The sequence below is a fragment of the Spirosoma sordidisoli genome (assembly GCF_004138325.1).
GTDB classification, from domain to species: domain Bacteria; phylum Bacteroidota; class Bacteroidia; order Cytophagales; family Spirosomataceae; genus Spirosoma; species Spirosoma sordidisoli.
The window spans coordinates 411,715-431,354 of the sequence record NZ_SBLB01000003.1 but is presented as its reverse complement, the minus strand read 5'-3'; the positions used below and the strand labels follow the sequence as shown (position 1 = coordinate 431,354).

Genomic DNA, 19,640 nt, shown 5'->3' with positions numbered 1-19,640 from the left:
TTTGGTTGCGTAGTGGTGAGGATTAGGCCGCCGGGTAGGCGCGGTACGAGACGATCAGCACGTCGTCGGTGTCGAGCGGATAACCCAGCACCGTCGGGTTGACGTACAGACTGTCGCCGGCCGCCATGTTGGCCAGGGTGCGGGCGGTCGCGCCCGAGTCGGCCGAGAAATAAAACGCGCCGGTCTTGACGCCGTCGCCCACGACACCGCTGCTGTCACCCCCGTTCACGTTGATGACGGGCAGGGAAAGGGGTTTGTGGGCCAGGGTGCTGTTGGTGGCTTTGGCCGCGTCCAGCGTGGCGACGATGGCCGGGTAGCGCACCGTGCGCTGGACGTTGTTTTTCAGAAAGTCACCGACGGTGCCGGCGGCTGGGCTGACCAGCTCACTGGCGGGCAGGAGGGCCGATACGGCCTGGGCGATTTGTTTACCACGGACGGGCATGGGCTCTATGGTTTTAAGGTGAGTGTATCGTCGGGGTCGAGTGTACAGAATCCCGAGTAGGTCAGCGTCGGCGGAGCGATGGTGTACTCGTCGCTACCCAGCAGCACCCCGTTGAGGTAGAGCGACCGGCGCGGCTCTTCGTTGACCAGCGCAAAGCTGGTCTGGCCCACCGTGGAGATGGGGATGTCCACGGGTTCAAGCACCCCGCCCGAACCGCCCACGACACCGGCTGTCGTCCAGTCCTGGCTGTCGAGGTAGCGGTACTGCAATGTGCCGCTCTGCACCCGCAGCTGCACCCGCAGGCCCAGCCCGTCCACCAGATCGGGCAGGGGGGTGGGGCCGGGGCCATCCGGCAGGGGCGGGTCGGTGGTCAGAAAGCGCAGGTCGGAAATGCCCAGCCCCAGCTGCTCGGCCAGGGCGTAGAGCTGACCCATGAGTTCCGCCTTCGAGGGCTCAATGGTAATCGTGGAGGTGTCCATAGTTAGTTGCCTGGGTTGATGGGTCCGACGTAGTCGAGTTGCATGGTTTCGTTGCCCACGCGGGTCACGCGGGGTACGGGGTTTCCGATGCATATTTGCACGAACACACCCGTCTGCTGCCACCGCTGGTTGGTGCTGACCGTGATGGCGTAGGTGCGGGTAACCCCGTCGCCGACGACCGTAAAGGGAATCTGGTTCAGGTCGATGTCGCTGGCCGTATCGCCCGGCCGGCGGAAGAACAAACACAGGTTGGTCAGGCCGGTAACTTTGCCCCGCACGTAGATGGTCGAATAGTCGCTGGCCTTCCACGCCCCTTTGGGTGACCAGAACCGGCCGAAGCCGATATTGCTCTCAAGGGGGTGGCCGTTGTTTCTGATCTTGCCAATCGTGCAGGTGTACTTGCCATCCACGAATTTGGCCGGGCAGCTGGTGCCGTACCAGTTGTTGGCCTTGCCGGGGCCGAACGTCCAGCCGAAGGGCAGCGGGTTGATGTTGGTTGCCTTGCGCCACGCCCTAAACTCATTGAGGTTGCCGACGTAGACGTAGCCCGTAAACCCGTAGCAGTAGGGCAGATCGCCCATCACGCTGGTCATGTTGGCGTTGATGTAGCTGCTGGCGTTGGTGTCGGCATTGCCCCAGCGACCCTGAAACTGTTTACCCCGGAAGCCGGTGCTGTAGGGGGTGACGATGAATACCCCTTCGTTGCCGGCCCCGTTGAGCGATCCGATCCAGTGCTCGGTGCCGAAGAACTCGCCCGTGTCGGTCTGGTTATCCTGTCCACCCCCTTCGGTGGGCGATACCGTCGTGATCTCCTGCAGGTTGCCGTCTGTCAGCGGGGCATTGCCCGTGTACAACAAATGCCGCCACAGGTCACCGATGGTGTAGCAGAAGATAAACTCTTGGTCGCGGCCCTCGAAGAGCATCTGCACGTCGTCGCGGAAGTTCTCGAAGATCGTATAGTAGCGCAGGACCGGCCCTTCCAGCCACCACCAGGCGTGTATCTTGCACTTACCCAGGATGCCCGACATCGCCCACTGGTAGGGCTGGGTGACGGTATGGATGTATTCAACGCCGTTGACAGTACGCCGTTCGTAGTGCAGAATCGGGCTTCTATCCAGAGCCCCCCGGCTGCCCCCCTGTACGGGGTTCCAGCCCGTGTCGTCGGAGCGCATGGAACTGTTCTGCTCGTTTTCGTAGTAGGGGTTTGGGCTCAGGCCCGTCTGCTGATTGACGGGTCCGCCATCGGGGAATCCGTAGATCGAAAAGCCGCCCGACCGCCCGGTATCGGGGGAGAGTACGCCCTCGAAGATGGAGCTGTCCTGGAAGCTGGTGTTGACCCAGTTGGGGCCATTGGCTTTGCGGAGCGTCTTGAGGCTGGCTCCCACGGCCCGGCCGAAGCCGGCGACGATGGTGCCGTTACTGAGGTACTGCTCGGTGTTGCCGGTCGGCCACGACTGGTACTGGTTGGCACCGGGCGCAAAGGGTGCGTAAGCCAGCAGCGAAGCCACCGTCGGCCCCTCCACAAAGCCACCCGCCGGCAGCGGCAGCTGACCCGATCCGCTACCTGTACCCGATCCGGATGCACTGCCCGAGCCCGACGAGGTGCCCGACGCGCTACCCGAGCCGGTTCCGCTCCCCGTGCCGGAACCCGTACCCGAACCACTACCGGCCCCCACGCCCGCCACCAGCAACGGCGTGGGGGTAGAGGTGTTGGTGGCCAGGTGTTCCAGAGAGTATGTCTGGCCGGACTGGTTTCTAAACGTGAGCCGCACCCTGACGTTGACCGGGATTGGCCGGAACTGGTAGTCCTGGGTGTAGGCTCCCTGGCCCTGCACTTGTCCGGCGGGGTAGAAGACGCCCGAGAACAGCAGGGGGTTATTCTCGTTGTTGAGCGTCATGGCGATGCCATCGGTGCGTTCAATCATCATCTGCACCGGCCCCGGCGAGGCTACCTGCACGACGTAGTAGGCCGAGTGGGTGTAGCGGACGTTGAGCCACGACGGACCCACCGGCACCCCGGCGGTGCCCGACGCGCTGCCCGATCCGATGGCGGCATTGGGGCCGGCCACGACCCAGCGGCTCAGCGGCTGCGGGGTCCAGCGCACCCAGAACTCCTGACCCGTGGTGAAGTTGAGAAAAGTCACTTCGACTTCCTGCTGGGGTACACCCGAGCCAACCGTCACCGTAGGCAGAAAGCCCCACTCGCGGGTGAAGGGGTTCTGGTTCGCCAGCGGGCCGGGGGGGTAGTACGTACCCGCCGTCAGCGACTGGCCGCCACCCGACTGCATGACGAGGGCCGCGTTGCTGACGAGTCTGATCTTGGCGCGGATGTCCACGCCGGCCGCCGGGGCGGCTTCGATGATCAGGGCGCGGGTGGCCAGGTCGTAGGTCTGCCGGAACGCCAGCAGCCATCTGGGCATGGGAATGTCGAGCAGCACCGGCAGGGCTGGGTTGGCCGTGCGCCGGGCGGCTGCCTGCGCGGACGTTTCCCCGTCGAGCATGGTCACGAAGGCGTTGTTCGCGTCGGTGAGCGAAGCAGCTTGGTTGGTATTGGTGCGCTGATAGCGTGGCATGGCGTTGACAAAAGTTGACTATGAGATGATGCGGGGCACGTAGCCGGGCCGTTCCCAGCCGGTTGGTGTGTTGGGCACCGCTTCGTAGGTCTGGTTCGTATCGCTGTCGCGGACGAAAAACTCGAAGATGTGAACCGACGGGCCGCGCAGCTTACAGCGGAACTTGTTGCCGTTTAGCAGCCCACCCGGCACCCGGACCTGATCGGTGCGCTCGGTCGTCCAGCCCTGGTTCATGCCGCCCGCGATAAGTACATGCCAGCCGCCCGACACGGCCTTGTAGCGCAGCATGAACGAAGGCTTCTGCACCCCGAAGCTGCCCGCGTTGTAGTTGTAGGCGTCAGTGCCCGAATAGGCCGACCAGCTGCCCGTCTCGTTTATCTGCACCTCGGGGTCTTCTACCAGCGTCGAGCCGGTATAGTACCGCTCGTAGGGCTGCATCCGCTTACGGGCCTGGTGGATGGCCGTAATGGTGTGCATCTCATGCTTGTAGTAGTTGGTGTTGATGATGGGGAAGCGGACACTCTCGGGGGCGAAGTTGAAGGGGAACATATGGAAACCCCAGCCTTCGTCGTTGCCGGCGAAGAAGCGCGTCACGCAGTAGAAGGCGTCCATCTCGTAGGGCTGCTGCCACACCTTTGGGGTGTCGAACTTGTTGAGGTCGGCATACAGGATGCTGCTCTGCAGGTGGGTGTGGGGCACCCTGAATATCTCACCGCCCTGGTTGGCCTCGACCCACTGACCGGCCACGATGCCGGCCGCGTTGGCTTCGTACATGGGTTCGACCTGCCGTTTGAAGGGGCGCACGACGCCCTGGCGGGCCAGCATCCGCTGCCGGTTGAGCTGGATATAGCCCTTCTCGTCGGCGAAGACGTGGCGAACGCCCATCTTCGACCAGATGTAGGGGTAGTTCTGGGTGTGGGGCAGCTTGTTGACCCAGATGTCGATAAAGTCCTGGCGCACCGGGACGTCGAAGTAAAAGTCGTAGTAGTAGCCCGTCACGAAGTCTTCGTAGTCCCACTGGTTGCCGGCCATCGTATAGGTGCTGGTGCCGCCCCCCGGCCGGTTGAGCGTGATCACGTTGCCCGATCCGCCGATGTGGTTGACGTTACACGCTCCGTCGGTGAAGACGCTGTTCCCCGTGGCAAAGTCGATGCGCGGCTGGCCCTGGTAGGGGCTGGCTCCGAAAGACACCTTGAGGCCGGGGTAGCCTTTCTCTCTGGCGACCAGCAGCAGCAGCGTCATCCGGTTGGCCCGGCGCGTGGTGAACTCGCGGTCCCACTCAGCTGGCCCCTGGTTGTGCAGCTGCTCTAGGGTGCGGGTGACACCGTCCTTTTCGCAGACAATCGAAAGGCTCTTCGCCTGATCCCAGGTTTTGGCCCAGTGGCCACCCTGCCCGTACACATCGCGGCCCCAGCCCAGGCTGGTTTCGATGTTGAAGATGGCGTACTTGATACCCACGTCGATGCCGTAGCCCAGCGCGGGGATGTACTGCCATATCTTTTGAAAGTACGTCTGCAGGCTTGACTCGTACACGCCCGGCCCTTCGAGTTCCTTATGGCAGGTGGACTCGGTGATATAGAGCATCCCTTCCCCGAAGGTCAGGGCTCCCTTCTGGGCGTCGTCCATCGTCGGCGCGTTGAACAGGTTTATGCCCAGTGCCTTGCGTTCGGGCACCGTCTTGCCGTCGGTGAAGTCGATGGCGCAGGTGAAGTTGGGGTGGTAGTAGTCGCCCACGCCGAACTGCTGCGGGTTGAAGACCTGCACCGGCTCTGGCTTGTAGGGGGCCAGCGACCGGATGCCGATACGCGCCGGGGTCATGGACGAAGGTTCGGGGATGAGCACGTCGTACACCCCTGATCCCGCCACCGATTCGGTATAGTAGCGGAACTCCCCGGTCGGGGTGCCGTTGCTGCCGAGTACCTGTTTTTTGATTCCGTTTGGCATATCAGTACGTGAAAACGTCTACAAGAATTTCGTTGGCCTGGTCGCCACTGTAAATGATCTTAACCTGGTTGAGTCCCAGCCCGGCCGCCGAGAAGTCAACCGACAGGAAGGGCAGCGTCTGGCCCGCCTTGCGCAGCTGAAAGGTCGTCGTGCCGCCGAGGGCGGTGAGGTAGTCGCCCACCGACGCGCCGTACTCGTACTGGTACTGGAAGTCCTCGAAGCCGGTGGGGCGGGCGTCGGTAATGGAACCCGACTCGCCACTGTAACCGACCGGCAGCCACAGGCCCAGCGGTGACCAGAAGCCTTCCATGCCCAGGTTACCCGAGGTGGACGCCGAGCGCATCAAAAACATCGGCGTGTTGCCAGGCGTGCGCCAGATGGCGACCTGGTTGACCGACGCGGGGGGTGCCGCCGAGCCGGAGCCCGACGAAGACCCAGACCCACTACCGGAGCCCGAACCCGTACCACTGCCACTACCTGAACCGCTGCCCGATCCCGATCCCGATCCCGAGCCGGATGCGGTGGGGTCCGAGGTTTCTATCGGGGTGCCGATGGCGTAATACACCGGGCCGCTACCCGAGCCGCTGCCCGTACCGGACGACGAGCCCGAGCCCGAGCCCGAGGTTTCCCGTGAGTCGGCCATCACCCTGGCCGCGCCGTCGGGCGTCGGCAGCGAGACGGTGATCTCGTCACCGCCGTTGGCGTTACCCAGCCAGAGCGTATAGAGCCCACGCGGTTTGGCCGGCAGGGTCAGCTTCTTCTGGTAGGGCAGGGCCAGGCTGTTGTCGATGACAAACTGGGTCGGCGGGGTGGCTCCCGACGTGTTGCACGTACCGGCCGGCGTGATGAACGCCTGGGTGACGGCTGCGTTGTCGTTGATAAAGGCCGACAAAGCCCGGTTCGCCGAGCTGATGCTGAGCAGCAGGTTCGGAACCGCAAAGCCGGTGCGGCTGATGGTCGTAACCGGAAACTCAATGTTCGCGCTGCCGGCGGTATTGGTCGCCACCAGCCGGTAGGTCGCCAGGCCGGCCGCCGTCGTGCGGATGCCCATCTGCAGGTAGCGCACCAGCACGACCGATCCATCCGGATTCTCTTCGGTGGCGACGCTGAGCTGTAAGCTGTAGTCGCTCGTCGGCAGGGGGATGCCAATGCCGCCCGAGCCGGCCAGTTCCAGCCGGAACGCCGTCGGGTTGCCGCTGAACACCTCGTCAATGGGAATGAAGTAGGTGAGGATGTCGGGCAGGGCAAACTTGCGGATGGAGCCGAAGTTACAGCGCACCGTCGGGGCTCCGCTGCCCGATGCCGAACCGGAACCCGACGAGGAGCCCGAACCGCTGCTGCTGCCTGAACCTGTTCCGCTACCGGAACCCGTACCCGAGCCAGTGCCCGAGCCAGTGCCTGACGCGGAGCCGCTACCCGTACCCGAGCTGCTGCCCGATCCGCTGCCGGCGAGGGGGTCTTTGCTGGCCGTCAGGGTGCCCTTGTCAGTAACGACCGACACGCCAACCGCCCCGCCCACGTTGGGCAGTTTCTTTTCCGTCATGCCGCCGGTCAGGCTGCTGCCGCCCCGGCTCCACTGGATCGGCTCGGCCAGGTTACCCCCCGTCACGCGGACGGCAAACCAGGTCGTGTTGTCACAGAGCGGATAGGTCAGCAGCGTCAGTACCGGCAGGGGTACTTCGCTGAGCAGGCCGGCAAAGAAGCCCGTGCCCAGCGCGTAGAGGGGGCGCACCGGCACGTTGACCGTCTGGCCGTTCCAGCGCAGGCTGACGAAACCCGTCACCTTGCCCTGAAACCCCCGCACATCTACGACGCCCGGTGCCACTTCGGTCATGGCGATGCCGGCGTCGGCGGTGAGGGCCGAGGCTACCAGCGTAACGCCCAGCGGGAGCACCAGCTGCCAGCGGTTGAAGGCGCAGCCGGCGGGCCGGTTGACGTAGGCACCCAGCCGCGTGGCGGTCAGCGACCCGGTCGTGGGGTGTACTTCGATGGCCCAGACGCCCGCCCCGTCGGCGTGGTCGGCCCGGACGCGGAAGTGATACCAGTCGGCCCTGGCCCCGCCAGCGGTAGAGAACGAGAAGATGGGCGTCGTGGCGGCCGGCTGGTAGCTGTAGCCCCCGTCGCGGGACACCGACCAGCTCAGACCGGACGTTTTGCCGGCGATAGAAAAGGTGTAGTCCACCGTCTTTCGGCAGTCGGCCAGTGTGCCCGACACGTCGGCCGACGCGATGAGCTGCAGTTCCTGGGGTTTGGGGCAGGTGCCGTCGGGCATCCGCTCCCAGCCCAGCGGGCCGAGCAGGTTGGGGTCGGGCCAGCCCACGGGGGGCGTCGGGCCGCTGCCCGATCCGGAACCCGACGAGGAACCCGAGCCACTACCGGAGCCCGAGCCGGCACTGCGCCGGGCGATGAGTTCGAGCAGTCGGCGGAAGTACTGCACCGTGGTTGCATCCGCCGGCTTGGGGCAGAGGTCGGGCTCCACGGGCGTCAGCTGAATGGGGCTGTAGGCCGGGGCGCAACCGTCCGGCTCTCCGCACTTGGCGCAGGGTTTGTCTGGGTTGTTATCGGAGCAGTTGCAGGCCATAACCAGTTTTTTGTTGCGCCCAGGCTAGTGCCTCGGCCTGTTGATACGGGGTCTGGTAGCGTCGGGCCGAGTAGGCGACGACGACATCCAGGTCTTTAGTTTGCCGGCCTTCCTGAATGATGTAGGCCAGTATGGCGGGCCATGACCCGTCCGCAAGCAGATCGTTCATGTGGCCGGGCTGATGTGGTTGATGGAGTCCACCAGCTGATGCAGCCGCAACATCTCCTTCTCCGCCGTGAATACCGACAGGTGGGAGATGGCGGCTTCGAGGGCCAGCAGCCCCCGGTCAGCTAGGGTAAATCGGTTGGTCATCGTCTGACGGTGCTGGTTGATCTGGGGCAGGTTCGCGCTGTCGTAGGAGAGGCTGGCCGCGATATGGCCCAGCTTAAATTCCAGGCTCCGGCTGATGAGCTGGGTGAGGCTGGTTCGACCCACGACCGCTTCGACGGAACCCGTCATGCTGGCGGTCGGATCGGCGAAGGTCTGCTCGGCCAGGATCGGCGCACTGGCTACGATCTGACCTGCCCCGTTGATTTCGCGCCACTCGGTAATGATCTGGGGCGTGGCGTCGAGTTGCCACAGCCGGCCGGATGGGGTGCTGACGACCAGTGACTCGGTGTTGATCCAGGCTCCGTCGCTGCGCACCCAGAGGGTGATGCCCGTCTGGGCGGGGCGCGTCAGGCTGTAGGAATACAGCGGCCGGGCCTGCCCCGCTTTGGCTTTGACCAGCATCGTAAAGATGTAGACGCCATCGGTGGGGGCAAAGGGAACGATGTAGGTTGGGGTGGAGTCGGCGGGGTCACGCTGCAGCTCATATTGGCCGATCTCGTCACCCGTCCGGGCGTTGGTAACCACCAGCAGGACGGCGGACTCGGCGCGGGTGGGATTGAGTCGGTTGGACGGCAGCGACTGACCCGCCGGAGCCGGCGGCCACCAGCCACCGGGATTGTTGGTAGCGTGGTAGTCGCCCGTCAGGTCGCTGAGCTTCATCCCTGCCTGGGAGCCGCTGCGCTTGAGGATGGAAAACCGGGGCGTGAGCATGGAAGCAAAACTAGATGCCCGCGCCCCGGCTATGTTGACAGCCCCCCTGTCAAAAGATTTTCAACAAATGCCAAACGGGGAACTATCCAGTCGATCATTATGGTTGCGTAGATAGTTGATTTAAATTGATATTAGTTGACAACCAAAACAAAATAAAACAATGCACGATATATTATTATCGCCACTCAGAGTGGAGGATTTAACCAAAATAATCAACGCGGCTGTTAAGTTAGCGATGCAAGAATACCAACAGACTAACACGCCTAGTCCTGTTAGCGACATTATAGGTATTCGGGCTGCAGCAGAGATTACCAGGCTCAGCCGAGCTAGGGTTTATGCTTTGGTAGCTCAACGAAAAATACCTCACTTTAAAAGGGGCAATAGACTTTCGTTTAAATCATCGGAATTGTTGGCCTGGATGCAAGAAGATAGGAGGGATTAGATACAGAAAAGACGTACTAGCGTATGAATGAGCCAAACGAAGAACAAGATATTGATGACCCGATAGACGAGGGTAGCACTTTAGCCGACCGGATGCAGTCGGGTGGGCCGGGCTGGTCAAGCGAAGCCAGTAACGACAATGTAGATACGCCGGCCTTTGAAGTAGAGGAGATCAACATACCGGGTGAGTTGCTGCCGGGTGGTGGGCTGCGGCTATCTAATACACCTGACGCCATGCCGGAGCTGATCACATCCCTTAGGAAGCTTCGAGGTATGACTCAGGCCGAACTAGGGGAGGCCATCGGCTATCCGGCTCCCGTCATTGGCAACATTGAACAGGGTAGGCGCAAGTTGGGGTTGAAGACGCTGGGTGATCTATTCAATGCGCTGGGTGGTGATCTATACATTGAGTACCGTGAGAAGCGCATTGAGGACTAAAAGACTCTTATTTATCCCACCAGTACTTGTAATCGTAGTAGTCAATCCCTCCGTGCCAAGAGCAAGTGCCTCGCCCCGTGGAGGGACTTCTCCATCCATCTTTACACACGCAGCCGATAAACTCCTTCGTTCCCTCAGTTACCGAAATAAATAGAAAGGAAACAATTACCAGCATTGCACCATACTTCTTGTATTTGTTGTATGGCGTTGGCATTTGATACAGCAAATAAATAAAGCCAATTGGACCGTACATAATTGCTGGAAACGAGTAGTCAAAAAAATCAAATAGATTCATTTTTTTGAACTCTCCCTCTTGCCATAGGTAAGCCGTTGCTACCGAAAAGGACAGGATTCCAAATAAAAACCAAGCCTGCAACATACGTAAAGGGGCGTTTAGTGATGCAACGCACACCAAAAGCCACTCCGCTATGAATACTACCCTTAGTAGGGAGATGAGCGAATGCGTTTCTGGTCTCCACCCGTCGGGGCGTCGCCACTGATTACTTCAAACCCAGTGTAGCTAGTCGGCTCTTTTCTTATCGCCTTCTGCGGTAGTTGGTTGTTGATCTGAATATTAATCTGCCTAATAACTTCTTGAGGAATGCCGCCCACCTCCGCTCCCGAACGGAGCAGACTCTGTATTTCTTTGTTGAGTTGCTTTTCGTAGTCGGCTTCATTTTTAAACTCACCGAACGGCCCCACAAATCGAATCAGGGACACGGCATGGAAAAAGAACTTACCAACGCCATTGAGGCCGGTCTCCGTAAACATCTCATCCGCCCACGGCTTGTCTTGCAGGGTGGCAATTGCCCCACCAACAAGCTCATTGGCAATGGGCGGCAGGTACGTGGACAGCGTCTGTGACGCCACATCCCAGAAATATTCGTCCGTTTCTGTTTTCCGCTTTTCTTCATCGTCGGCCAATAAGTTTCTGACGTACTTTGCCAGCGCATTGATGGCTGCGGTAATGGCAGGAATAATGACCGCGTTCAAGCCCAGTTGAAGGGCTAATCTACCCCTGGCTTGCGCCTTGAGGGTAGGGTCGGTAGCCGCGCCGGCTTCCAGAATACGCTGGTAAGTGGTGTTGGAAATCTTGGCAGCCTGCCCCCGATACATATTCATCATTCTAGCCACCGGGTTGTCAATCATCTGGATGGCCGCCCGGTCGGTCTGATCGTAGGTCTGGTTGGAGTAGTAGAGAGCCCCCACCGCCCGGCGGGCCGCGTCCAGCCGATGCTCCTCGGGCGAAGCCGTCGGCATGGTGTCCTGCGCCTGGGCCAGTGCCGCCCGGTAAAAAGAGGCCACGACGGCCTTGTCCGCCCGCTGAATGGCAGACAATCCATACTCTTCAATAAAGCCCCTCATTTTCTGACCAATCCGCTTGGTTCGGGTCGGATTTTGACTATACTGTTGCCATGTGTCAAAGTCAACATCCGGCGTGGCTTCGCCCAGCAGACGCCACAGCAGGACGTTGGCAGCTTCCCCGCCCGGTAGCTGGGCGACCTGACGCAGCTCCTGCTCGGCCAGATCAAAGTCGGTCGGGCTGCCGTTATACCACTCGGGTTTGCCGCCCCGCCCGATGAGTACGTAGCTCTCGCCGATCATCTTGCCGTAGTGGGGCATCTCGGTCCATAAGTATTTACTGTCAATGAAACCTGATCCAAAGGCTGCAATATAGCCAGTGGTCTGTTTGAGACCTACTGAAAAGTTAGTAGCAAACCGACTAATGGTCGCTCTCTTCATTAGATTTCCCACACTCAGTCCCATTATAGAAACCGCGTACTGGTTGCGGCTGACATGGGGTTTGCCCAGCCGGTCCATCGCCGTCAGCCAGGCCGACTCCGGCCCGCCCGTACCGCCGAGCCCTACCGACTTCCAGTAGTTTTTCTGGTTGCCGGTATAGCCGTTGGCCTGGGCTACGTGCAGCCGCTCCATCTCGGCGTACACCGGCTGGTACTGCACGTAGCTTTCGGCCTGCCTAGCGTAGCGTTCCACCACCGCCGTAAAGGGCTCTACGATCAGCCGGGACGGAATACCCGTGCGGCTTTGCAGCAGACCAACATCCTCAACGGTCTGGCTGACACTGCGCCGGTTGATTTCTTTCTCGTCGCGGATGGTGCGCAGGGGGAAGTATTCGTTGTAGAGCCGCAGGCTGCCGCCCGTCGAGGTCTGGTAGGTGTCGGCCACCACCGGGGCGAAGCCGTCGCGCATCGTCCGCCAGGTGTCCAGCATCTGCGTCAGGGTGGGGTCGGCATCGACGCGGGCTTCCAGGTCGCGCAGCTCGTCCAGACTCAGCGCAACGCTGAGCGTCTGCGTGTCGTCGTCGGGCGAGATCATCTCGAAGACGGGTGGGGTAATGCGCGTCTCTACCCCGTTCACCAGTTTCCTGCCGCCGTTGGTGTTGGCCATGATGGTCTTGTGCTGGGCCACGATGGTCAGCACCCGGTCCACCGGAATGTCGATACTGCCCGCCTGTCCGTTGACGACGGCGGTGGTGGAGAATCGGGGCACATCTTCTACCGCCGTCAGGGAGCGGTGCGTCGTCAGCCCCCGGCCGGTTTCGTAGAGGGCGTTGAGGGCGTCGTGCTTGATGACCTGCAGACCCGCCGTGCGGTTGCGCGACGCATCCAGCAGGCCGATCAGGTTCTTGGCCGTTTTGCTACCCTCGCCGTACACCAGCCGGGCGAGGTTGCGGATGTCCATCGTGTAGGCTGCGGTGCGCAGGGCGGCATACAGCTTGCCTTTGTAGAGTTGGCGGGCCGTATCCACGTCGGCCTGCTGGGCGGCCAGGTCGGGCGCGACGCGCACCATCTCCCCGGTATCGGGGTCGGGCGACGCCCAGCCGTACTGCAGCAGCTGATCCTGCTGGTCTTTACTGAGTGTGTGCTGGGCCAGCCAGTTGTTGTCGATCACCGCCGGCAGTGGGCCCGTGTGCAGCCGGGCCCGGTCGGGGGCCATGTCCAGCTGCGCCGACAGGTCGCCGATCTGCTCACTGGTCGCCAGCGAGAGGGGTAGTCCGGCGAGGAGTTCTTCGGCACGGGCGTCGGCGAAGGCGTCCAGGGTCGTCTCGGGCGAAAGGGTCAGGCCCAGCTTCGCGCCGATCCGCTTCATCATCACCCGCAGCCAGGTGGCGAACCGCTTAGCGATAGTGGGCCGGGTCATGGCGGCCCCGCGTTCGCCGATGGCGGTAACCAGGGCTTCTTCGAGTAGCTGCTCATCGCTGAGCCCCCGGCCGGCGTAGGTATCCCGCACCCGGCTTTCGTACTCGCTGCCCCGCACCAGGTCCAGACCCGACTGGTAGAGGTCGGGCATCTCGGCTTTGGCCAGGGTGGTGTAGACGTGGCCAAATTCGTGGATGGGCGCGTCGGCGGTGGCGTAGTCGGCGTTGAGGTAGACGACCCCGTCCCGAACGCTGCCCAGTAACCCCTCGCCGAAGCCTTCGGTCATGGCCTCGTTGGACAGTATCTCGACCCGCACCCTCGGAAAGGCGTTGCCGAGCCGGCTGGCCATCGCTTCAAGCCGGGCCCGGCCGATGGGGTCAGATGTCAGCGTTCGTCCGTCGGGCACCCGCTGCTCCCGGATCGTCGGCAGCCGCTTGGGAATGGCTTTGTCCACCAGTGCCTTCGCCTGGTTCTGCTCGGCCTCGCTGGCTTCCATGAGCTTGCTGGCCAGGATCGACCGGCGTTCTTTGGTAGCCACGACGTACACGTCGGCAATGACCTTGCCGTCGGCGGTGGTGTTCAGGGCCGCCACGCGGACGAGGTAACCTTTCTTGCCGGCTCCCGGCAGCGTATAGTTTTTGTAGTAGCCTTCGACGGCAACGTTTTGGGCCGCGACGGGTTCACCCACCGAGGGGGTAGATGGAGCGGCCACGGCGGCTGCGTTGGCTTCGTGGATGTTGGCCGGCAGCGTCAGGGAGCGAACGCCCCGCCCGTCCCGCACGGCGTCGAGGGGGTAGGTGAACTTACCTTTCTTACCCAGTCGGTCGCGGTTCACCACCACCTGCCCGTCTTCGGTGAAGCCAATGATCTTGGCCTCGAAGGGGTTGGTGCGGCCCACCTGCACATCCATGCCCACCGCAGCTTCCACGGTCGAAGACCTCACGGACAGGGGCGTGGCTGCTCGTCCGCTTTCGGCAGCGGCCAGTTCGAGATCGGTAGCGTCCATGCCGTCCAGGTTGATGTCAGCCATGCCGGACGGGGGAGTAGCCGGAGTCGTCGTCAGCCCCCGGCCACGGGCGATGAGGGGGTCAATCTCGGCCCGGCGGTTCTGGTAGATCACCTGATCGCGGGTGTCGGAGCGGCCTTCGCGGATGCGGTCGGCGATGCCCTGCGCCAGTTCGGGCGTGAGCAGGAAACCCGACGGGTCTTGCCGGAAGGCGCGGTAGTCGCTGTCGGAGACGGGCTGGTTCAGCGCGTCCGGATTCCCAACGGGAGCCGTACCGCCGTCTGGATTTGCTGGCGCACCTGGTTCTGCAACTGCTCCGTCCGCAACGCTACCATCGGGCTGATCGTTGCCAGCGACTGCGACAGCCGGCTCAGCACCTGCTGGCGTTGGGTCGGCGGCAGGCGGTGCAGCTGCCGGTTCAGGTTGAACAGCAACGCCTGCATCGGCAGGGAGCGGATCGCTTTGGCCCTGGCCGGGTTCTGCCACTGCACCGGGCTGGTCTGTATTGTCGGCGGGGTTTCCGGCCGGGGTTGTGGACTCTCCATTGTTGGTTTGGGCTAATTCATAAAGCGTGGTAAGCACTTCGTTTACCTGGTACAAGCCGGGTATATTTTCGTCAATATAGCGACCCAGCACCTCGGCGTCGGATGCGATCAGGCCGTCGCCTGGGCGCATGGCTTCGAGCTGAGCCGCTACCGACTGCACGACCGAGCTGGCCGCGCCGATCTCATCGGCGGTAAAGCCTTCACCCTGCGCCTGCACGATCTGCGCTACCGTATCCGACGAATAGACCGCGTCGAACAGGGCGACAGCCTGGTTCATGCGCTGCTGGCCTACGGGCGTCAGCGCGTCGGGGTCGGTGGCCGACTCGGCGGCTTCGGCCTGGGTGTCGGCGATGGCTTCTTCGATGGCCTGACCAACCACCGGCCCCGGCAGCGCACTCATCTGCGCCTGCAGATCGAGCACCTGCAAGGCAGAAAGCACATCGCCCTTGCGGATGGTCCGCTCGACACCTTTGCTGTCCACCAGCTTCACGCCGAAGAGTTTGCCGTTCTTGTCGTAGGCGAAGGCGTCGGCCAGCACCTGCCCCTCGGGCAGCGTATAGGGCAGGCCGTTGATCAGGACGATGCCGTTCTCGGGGTCGTAGGCTACCGGCCCGTTTTCCAGGATAGACTGGGGATCGGCCGCCGTGGATACGGGCTGGGGCGAATCGGGCGTGGGTGAGGGACTGGTCGGGTTTGTTTCATTGGCGGGGGCAGCGGTCAGGCCGCGCTGATCGGCGATGAAGTTGATGTAGTCGCGCAGGGGCCGCTCGTCGGCGGCCACGGTACGCCCCTTGAAGCCGTCGCGCCGACCCAGCAGGGCCGCGTCCGGCAGGGCGTTGATGGCGGCTACCGTCGTCGGGCTGAGTTTGGCTTCCAGCCTGGCGCGAAGCTGGTTGGTCTGGGCCTCGCGCCGGGCGTTGGCTTCCTGCTGCAGAGCCAGCTCGGGATCGTAGCCGCCGATAAAGCCGTTGTCGGCGTCGCTCAGTAGCTGCTCCATGTCGTAGGTCTGGGACGTAACCCCGCCCTCACCCGGCATCGCCAGGGTGATCGTCGGCACCTGACCGTCCTCGCTGCTGACGGCGTCCACGCGGATAGGGTCGGCGATGCCCGACAGCCGGACGAACTCGCCGGGCTGGTAAGCCGACAGCGGTTTGATCTCGGCGGTGACAAAGCCGGGCTCCTCGGCGACGGTGCGCGGATTGGCGACGCTGACCGATGGGGGAGCCATGTCGGCTTCGTTGCGCACAACGACTTTACCGGCGGGCAGGGTGACGGGTACGTCCGGCTGACCATCTTCGGTCGGCTGGCTGATGGTGACCCGCTGACCGTCGGCGGAGATGTCTACGATAGAGCCGGACACGGGCCCGTTCTCGCCCTGTCCGCTGGCCAGCATCCCCACGTCCAGCCGGTCGATATGGCCCAGCCCTTCCGAGACGGCTGTGGCCTGGCGGCCCGTCAGCAGTCCGTCCACCTGATCGGTGAGAAAGCGCATCCGGCGGTCATCTTTGGCCCGTTCGCTGTCGCTGTATCCTTCGGGCAGGGCCGCGTTGATCTCGGCGATCCGGGCGGCAATGTCGATCTTATCGTCACCCTGGGCCGCTGCGTACTGTTCCTGCAGGGCAGGTAGTTCGTTGGCGACCGCTTCGGCGGCCATGATCCGGCCGCTGACTTCGGGGATGTGATTGCGGGTGATGTCGTAATACTGATACCGCTGAAAGGCGGTCGTGTTCGGCAGGCGCGAGAAGCGCATGGCCACGTCGATGAGGTCGGCCGCGTTCTGGCGTATCTCTTGCCGCGCCTGGGGCGATAGGTTCGGCTGACTGTCCAGGCCGTCCAGCATCGGACTCAGCCACTGCTGCACGTCTTCGACGCCCTGACCCTCGCGGATGCGCTGGTCGATGGCCCCGAAGAGCGTTGGCGTCATCGCGCCCGAGTTATGGAACGTATTGAGAAAGCCGCCCACCGCTGCGCCCATCGACATGGAGCCGATGATGTTGTTGAGCACGCTGTTCATGGACTGGTCGAACTGCCCCTTGCCCGTGGCGGCATTGGCCCCAACGGTGTTGTTGAAGATCAGCTTGGCGAACTCTTCGCCCGCCGACTGCAGCCCTTCTTCGTAGACCCCTTCTTTGATGACCCCTTCGAGGATGTTGGCCGGGGCCGCCTTGATGCCCCGCATCAGGGCGTTGGTGGTGGATTTGGCCGCCTGACGCAGCGAGGCTTCACTGACGCCCGCCCGCAGTTCGGCGAGGCCCGCCTTGATGGCCGAGTCGCGGATGCTGCGGCCGGCTCCCGCGAAAAAGTTCTTTTCGATGCCGAGCCGGCTTTCCATCACCCCCATGACGGGAGCCAGCAGGCCAGCAAACAGGCTCGTCTCGGTAGGCGAGAGGCCAGCAGCCCTGGCTTCTTCGGTGATGGGGCGAACCATCGAAACGGTGGACGACAGCGTAGAGAGGCCCATCTGCGTCTGGCGCAGGCGAGCTGTCAGGACGCCCGCTTCGGCCAGATCACCGGCCAGCTCGGCGGCCCGGATGAGTTTGGGAAGCTGGCCGATCCTGGCGGCTCCCAGCGCGGGGGCCATTGCCGAGATGGCGGTGAAGAGTCCTTCGCCCAGGGCCGCCCCGGTGCCTTCGTCCAGCGCACCTGTCCACTCGACGCCGTCGTTATACGACAGCAGCGTCTTGGGATCGACGGCGAACTTCACCTGTTCGAGTCCGTTGTTGATAAACTCGCTGACCGAGCGTAACCGGTTCAGCACCGCGTCGGACTTACCCAGACCGAGTGAAGACTGGCCGATCTGCTGGTCGGCCGCGTCGAAGGCCTGTCCGAACCCTTCGGCGGTGCGGGGTACGTCGCCCCTGATCACCTGACCGGCGGCCATCATGCCGGCTTCGATGCCGCGCTCGGCCCCGAGTACCGTCTCGGGCAGCTCAACAACGCCCTGCGCCAGCGACACTAGCCCGTTCCACAGGCCTTTGCCTACGCCCCGCGTGGTGGCGGCCAGCCCCGGCTCGGACGGCGGGGCGGTCTTAGGGCCGGCCAGCCGCTCGGCCCCACCCGGCAGAAAGGCCGCCCGGTTGATTTCGGTGCCGGCGATGCGGCCCAGCTCTTCGAGCTTGGGCATGAACTGATCGACGTAGTCCGGCCCTTTGGCAACGGCATTGTTCCAGCGGTTCATCACCTGGTCGTAGGTGCCCAGTCCGTTTTGCTCAATGGCTTTGGCGACGCCAGCCACCAGCGGATCGTTGCGTTTGTAGGCGGGCGGGCTGCTGCGCACGGGCGGCATATCACCGCCGAAGCTCAGCGAGTCGGCCGGGCTGGCAGCCGCTGCGGGCTTTCCGTACTGCGAAGGGGGTAGTGGCTGCATCAGTCTTCGTTAAGGAGTTGCTGGACGTAGGTTCGGGTGGTGGGCTGGTCGGGGCCGTCGTAGCCCGTGGGCTGCATGGCCGCAGCGCGGGGGTTGGGCGACCCGAAGGGGGTCAGATCGGTCAGGCCCGCTCGGGTGTTCATGCTGGTAGAGACGGGAATAAACACGTCCTGATTGAATTTGGTTGTGCCGTCGGCGGCCTTGAGGTTGACCTTCGCCTTGACGGCCATGATGGGCACCCCGGCCGGACCACCGAAGCGGGCCGCCGGCAGCTGGATGATGCGGCTGGGATCAATCTCGGTCACTTCGCGCAGGATGCCGTCTTTCATCGGGATGACCTTGCTGCCGTCGGCCGAGATCACCGCTGGCCCCGTCACCGTCTGTCCACCCCCGACGCGGTACATCACCTGCCCCGGCGTCACGGCATTGACCTTTATGGGTTTGTCCTGTGGTATGGCCGGATTGTCGGCGTTGGTCAACTCGCGGGCGTTCTTATCGTCGTAGCCCAGCGCGGCCAGCAGGGCGTCGCGCTCCCCGGCCACGATACCGCTGCGCTGGGGGAAGGAAAGGCCCGACTGGCCCGGCACCTGGAACCGCTCGTTGAAGCCCGTCGTCGAAAACAGTCGGTCGTAGTAGGACGGCAGACCCGCGCCGGGCACTTTGGCTTTGGCGGCCGCTTCTTCCTTTCGTGCCTTTTCACGGGCAGCGCGGTCGGCCCGGCGTTCGCCGATGTCCTGCGCCTGGAACCGCTCGGCCTGGTTGAACTTCATCTTCCACTGCTCGTTTTCGATGGCGTCCTGACGGAGCTTGTAGGGGTCGGGCTGCTTCATGCCCCAGTTCACCCCGCCCTGATAGCGGAGTTTGTTGTCCACGTAGTCGCTGGCTTGGGCGGGAGAGAGCCCGTCATTGAGGGCTTCTCGGTAGATGTCTTCCCTTGAGGCCGGCACGGGCGCGTAGCCGATGTGGTTGCCCCGCTCGTCCTTGACCGACAGCCCCCACTCGTAGCCGGGCTTGGTGCCTTTGGCGATCCGGTCGAAGACATTCTTGGGCGGCTCATAGCCACCGGCATAGGGCAGGTCCGGCCGATCCCCGTTGGTAAACTGGGCGAAGGCCGTGTCCATGTCGCCCAGGGCCAGCTTGCCATCCTGCTTGTCTTTGAGCCAGAGGGCGTAGTTGGTTTTGTTCTGCTGGGCCTGCTGCAACTCCCGGCTGGTGGTGAGCATGGTGTTGAACTCGCCCATGAGGTAGTCGCCCTTCTCGCGCCGGAACCTACGCACGTCGCCCTGGTATTCGTTCTTGATGATGTCTTCGACCTTTCTGCGCCAGGGTTCGGCGAACTGGTTGTAGAGCCGGCTGGCGTCGGGGCCGAGCAGACCCATGCTGCCGATCTGGTTGTTGGTCTTTTCCAGGTCCACGATGGCGGCCTGCCGTTCGGCGTTCTGCTGCCGCCACACCTCGTTGAGCTGCGACTGGAAATACAGCCCGGCCTGCTGATCCGCCCTGCGCTGGGCCAGATTCTCGGTCGGCATCAGCGCAGCCGCCAGCGTAGGAGAGGGGGCTGAGTTGGGGTTAGGGGCAAAGCCGGGCGTTATGGGTGTCATCGGTGTGAATCAGTAGGTGGA

Annotated in this window: 12 protein-coding genes; 2 read left to right on the top strand and 10 right to left on the bottom strand. The window is 63.0% G+C overall.

Translation table 11 applies throughout. The annotated features are described in order from the left end of the window. Positions 1-22 precede the first annotated feature (22 nt). Genes EQG79_RS13595 through EQG79_RS13560 form a run of 7 tightly spaced genes read right to left on the bottom strand, consistent with a single transcriptional unit; the run spans position 23 to position 9,060 of the window. The gene (locus EQG79_RS13595) at positions 23-442 is read right to left on the bottom strand and encodes a hypothetical protein (RefSeq protein ID WP_129601849.1); all 420 of its coding nucleotides are present in this window, start codon (positions 440-442) and stop codon (positions 23-25) included. A 5-nt stretch (positions 443-447) separates the two neighbouring features. Next, the gene (locus EQG79_RS13590; RefSeq protein WP_129601847.1) at positions 448-921 is read right to left on the bottom strand and encodes a hypothetical protein; all 474 of its coding nucleotides are present in this window, start codon (positions 919-921) and stop codon (positions 448-450) included. A gap of 2 nt (positions 922-923) precedes the next feature. Beyond that, positions 924-3,494 carry a hypothetical protein gene (locus tag EQG79_RS31220; protein ID WP_206445587.1) on the bottom strand — a complete coding sequence of 857 codons (2,571 nt, stop codon included), beginning with the start codon at positions 3,492-3,494 and terminating at the stop codon, positions 924-926. 18 nt (positions 3,495-3,512) lie between these two features. Then, positions 3,513-5,438 carry a hypothetical protein gene (locus EQG79_RS13580; RefSeq protein WP_129601846.1) on the bottom strand — a complete coding sequence of 642 codons (1,926 nt, stop codon included), beginning with the start codon at positions 5,436-5,438 and terminating at the stop codon, positions 3,513-3,515. 1 nt (position 5,439) lies between these two features. Then, positions 5,440-8,019, bottom strand: coding sequence for a hypothetical protein (locus tag EQG79_RS31215; RefSeq protein WP_206445586.1), 2,580 nt, complete (start codon positions 8,017-8,019; stop codon positions 5,440-5,442). Further along, positions 7,997-8,188 (bottom strand): hypothetical protein, encoded by a 192-nt coding sequence (locus EQG79_RS13565; protein ID WP_129601844.1) that lies wholly within the window; start codon positions 8,186-8,188, stop codon positions 7,997-7,999. The genes EQG79_RS31215 and EQG79_RS13565 overlap by 23 nt, the downstream gene beginning before the upstream one ends. Further along, entirely contained in the window at positions 8,185-9,060 is an 876-nt protein-coding gene (locus EQG79_RS13560) for a hypothetical protein (protein ID WP_129601842.1), read from the bottom strand. The genes EQG79_RS13565 and EQG79_RS13560 overlap by 4 nt, the downstream gene beginning before the upstream one ends. A 160-nt stretch (positions 9,061-9,220) precedes the next feature. On the opposite strand from EQG79_RS13560, the gene EQG79_RS31615 reads away from it, so the two are divergent. Together EQG79_RS31615 and EQG79_RS13550 are read left to right on the top strand one after the other, a co-directional pair. Then, positions 9,221-9,502: a helix-turn-helix domain-containing protein gene (locus EQG79_RS31615; RefSeq protein ID WP_129601840.1), complete on the top strand. Its 282-nt coding sequence runs from the start codon at positions 9,221-9,223 to the stop codon at positions 9,500-9,502. Positions 9,503-9,525: 23 nt separating this feature from the next. Then, positions 9,526-9,939, top strand: coding sequence for a helix-turn-helix domain-containing protein (locus EQG79_RS13550; protein WP_129601838.1), 414 nt, complete (start codon positions 9,526-9,528; stop codon positions 9,937-9,939). A 7-nt stretch (positions 9,940-9,946) separates the two neighbouring features. Here the strand turns inward: EQG79_RS13550 and EQG79_RS13545 are convergent, their stop codons facing one another. From EQG79_RS13545 to EQG79_RS13535, 3 genes are all read right to left on the bottom strand, one after another. After that, the gene (locus tag EQG79_RS13545; protein WP_129601837.1) at positions 9,947-10,318 is read right to left on the bottom strand and encodes a hypothetical protein; all 372 of its coding nucleotides are present in this window, start codon (positions 10,316-10,318) and stop codon (positions 9,947-9,949) included. Positions 10,319-10,380: 62 nt separating this feature from the next. Next, entirely contained in the window at positions 10,381-18,018 is a 7,638-nt protein-coding gene (locus EQG79_RS13540) for a hypothetical protein (protein WP_129601835.1), read from the bottom strand. Further along, entirely contained in the window at positions 18,018-19,619 is a 1,602-nt protein-coding gene (locus EQG79_RS13535) for a hypothetical protein (protein WP_129601833.1), read from the bottom strand. Before EQG79_RS13535 ends, EQG79_RS13540 begins: the two co-directional genes overlap by 1 nt. Positions 19,620-19,640 lie beyond the last annotated feature (21 nt).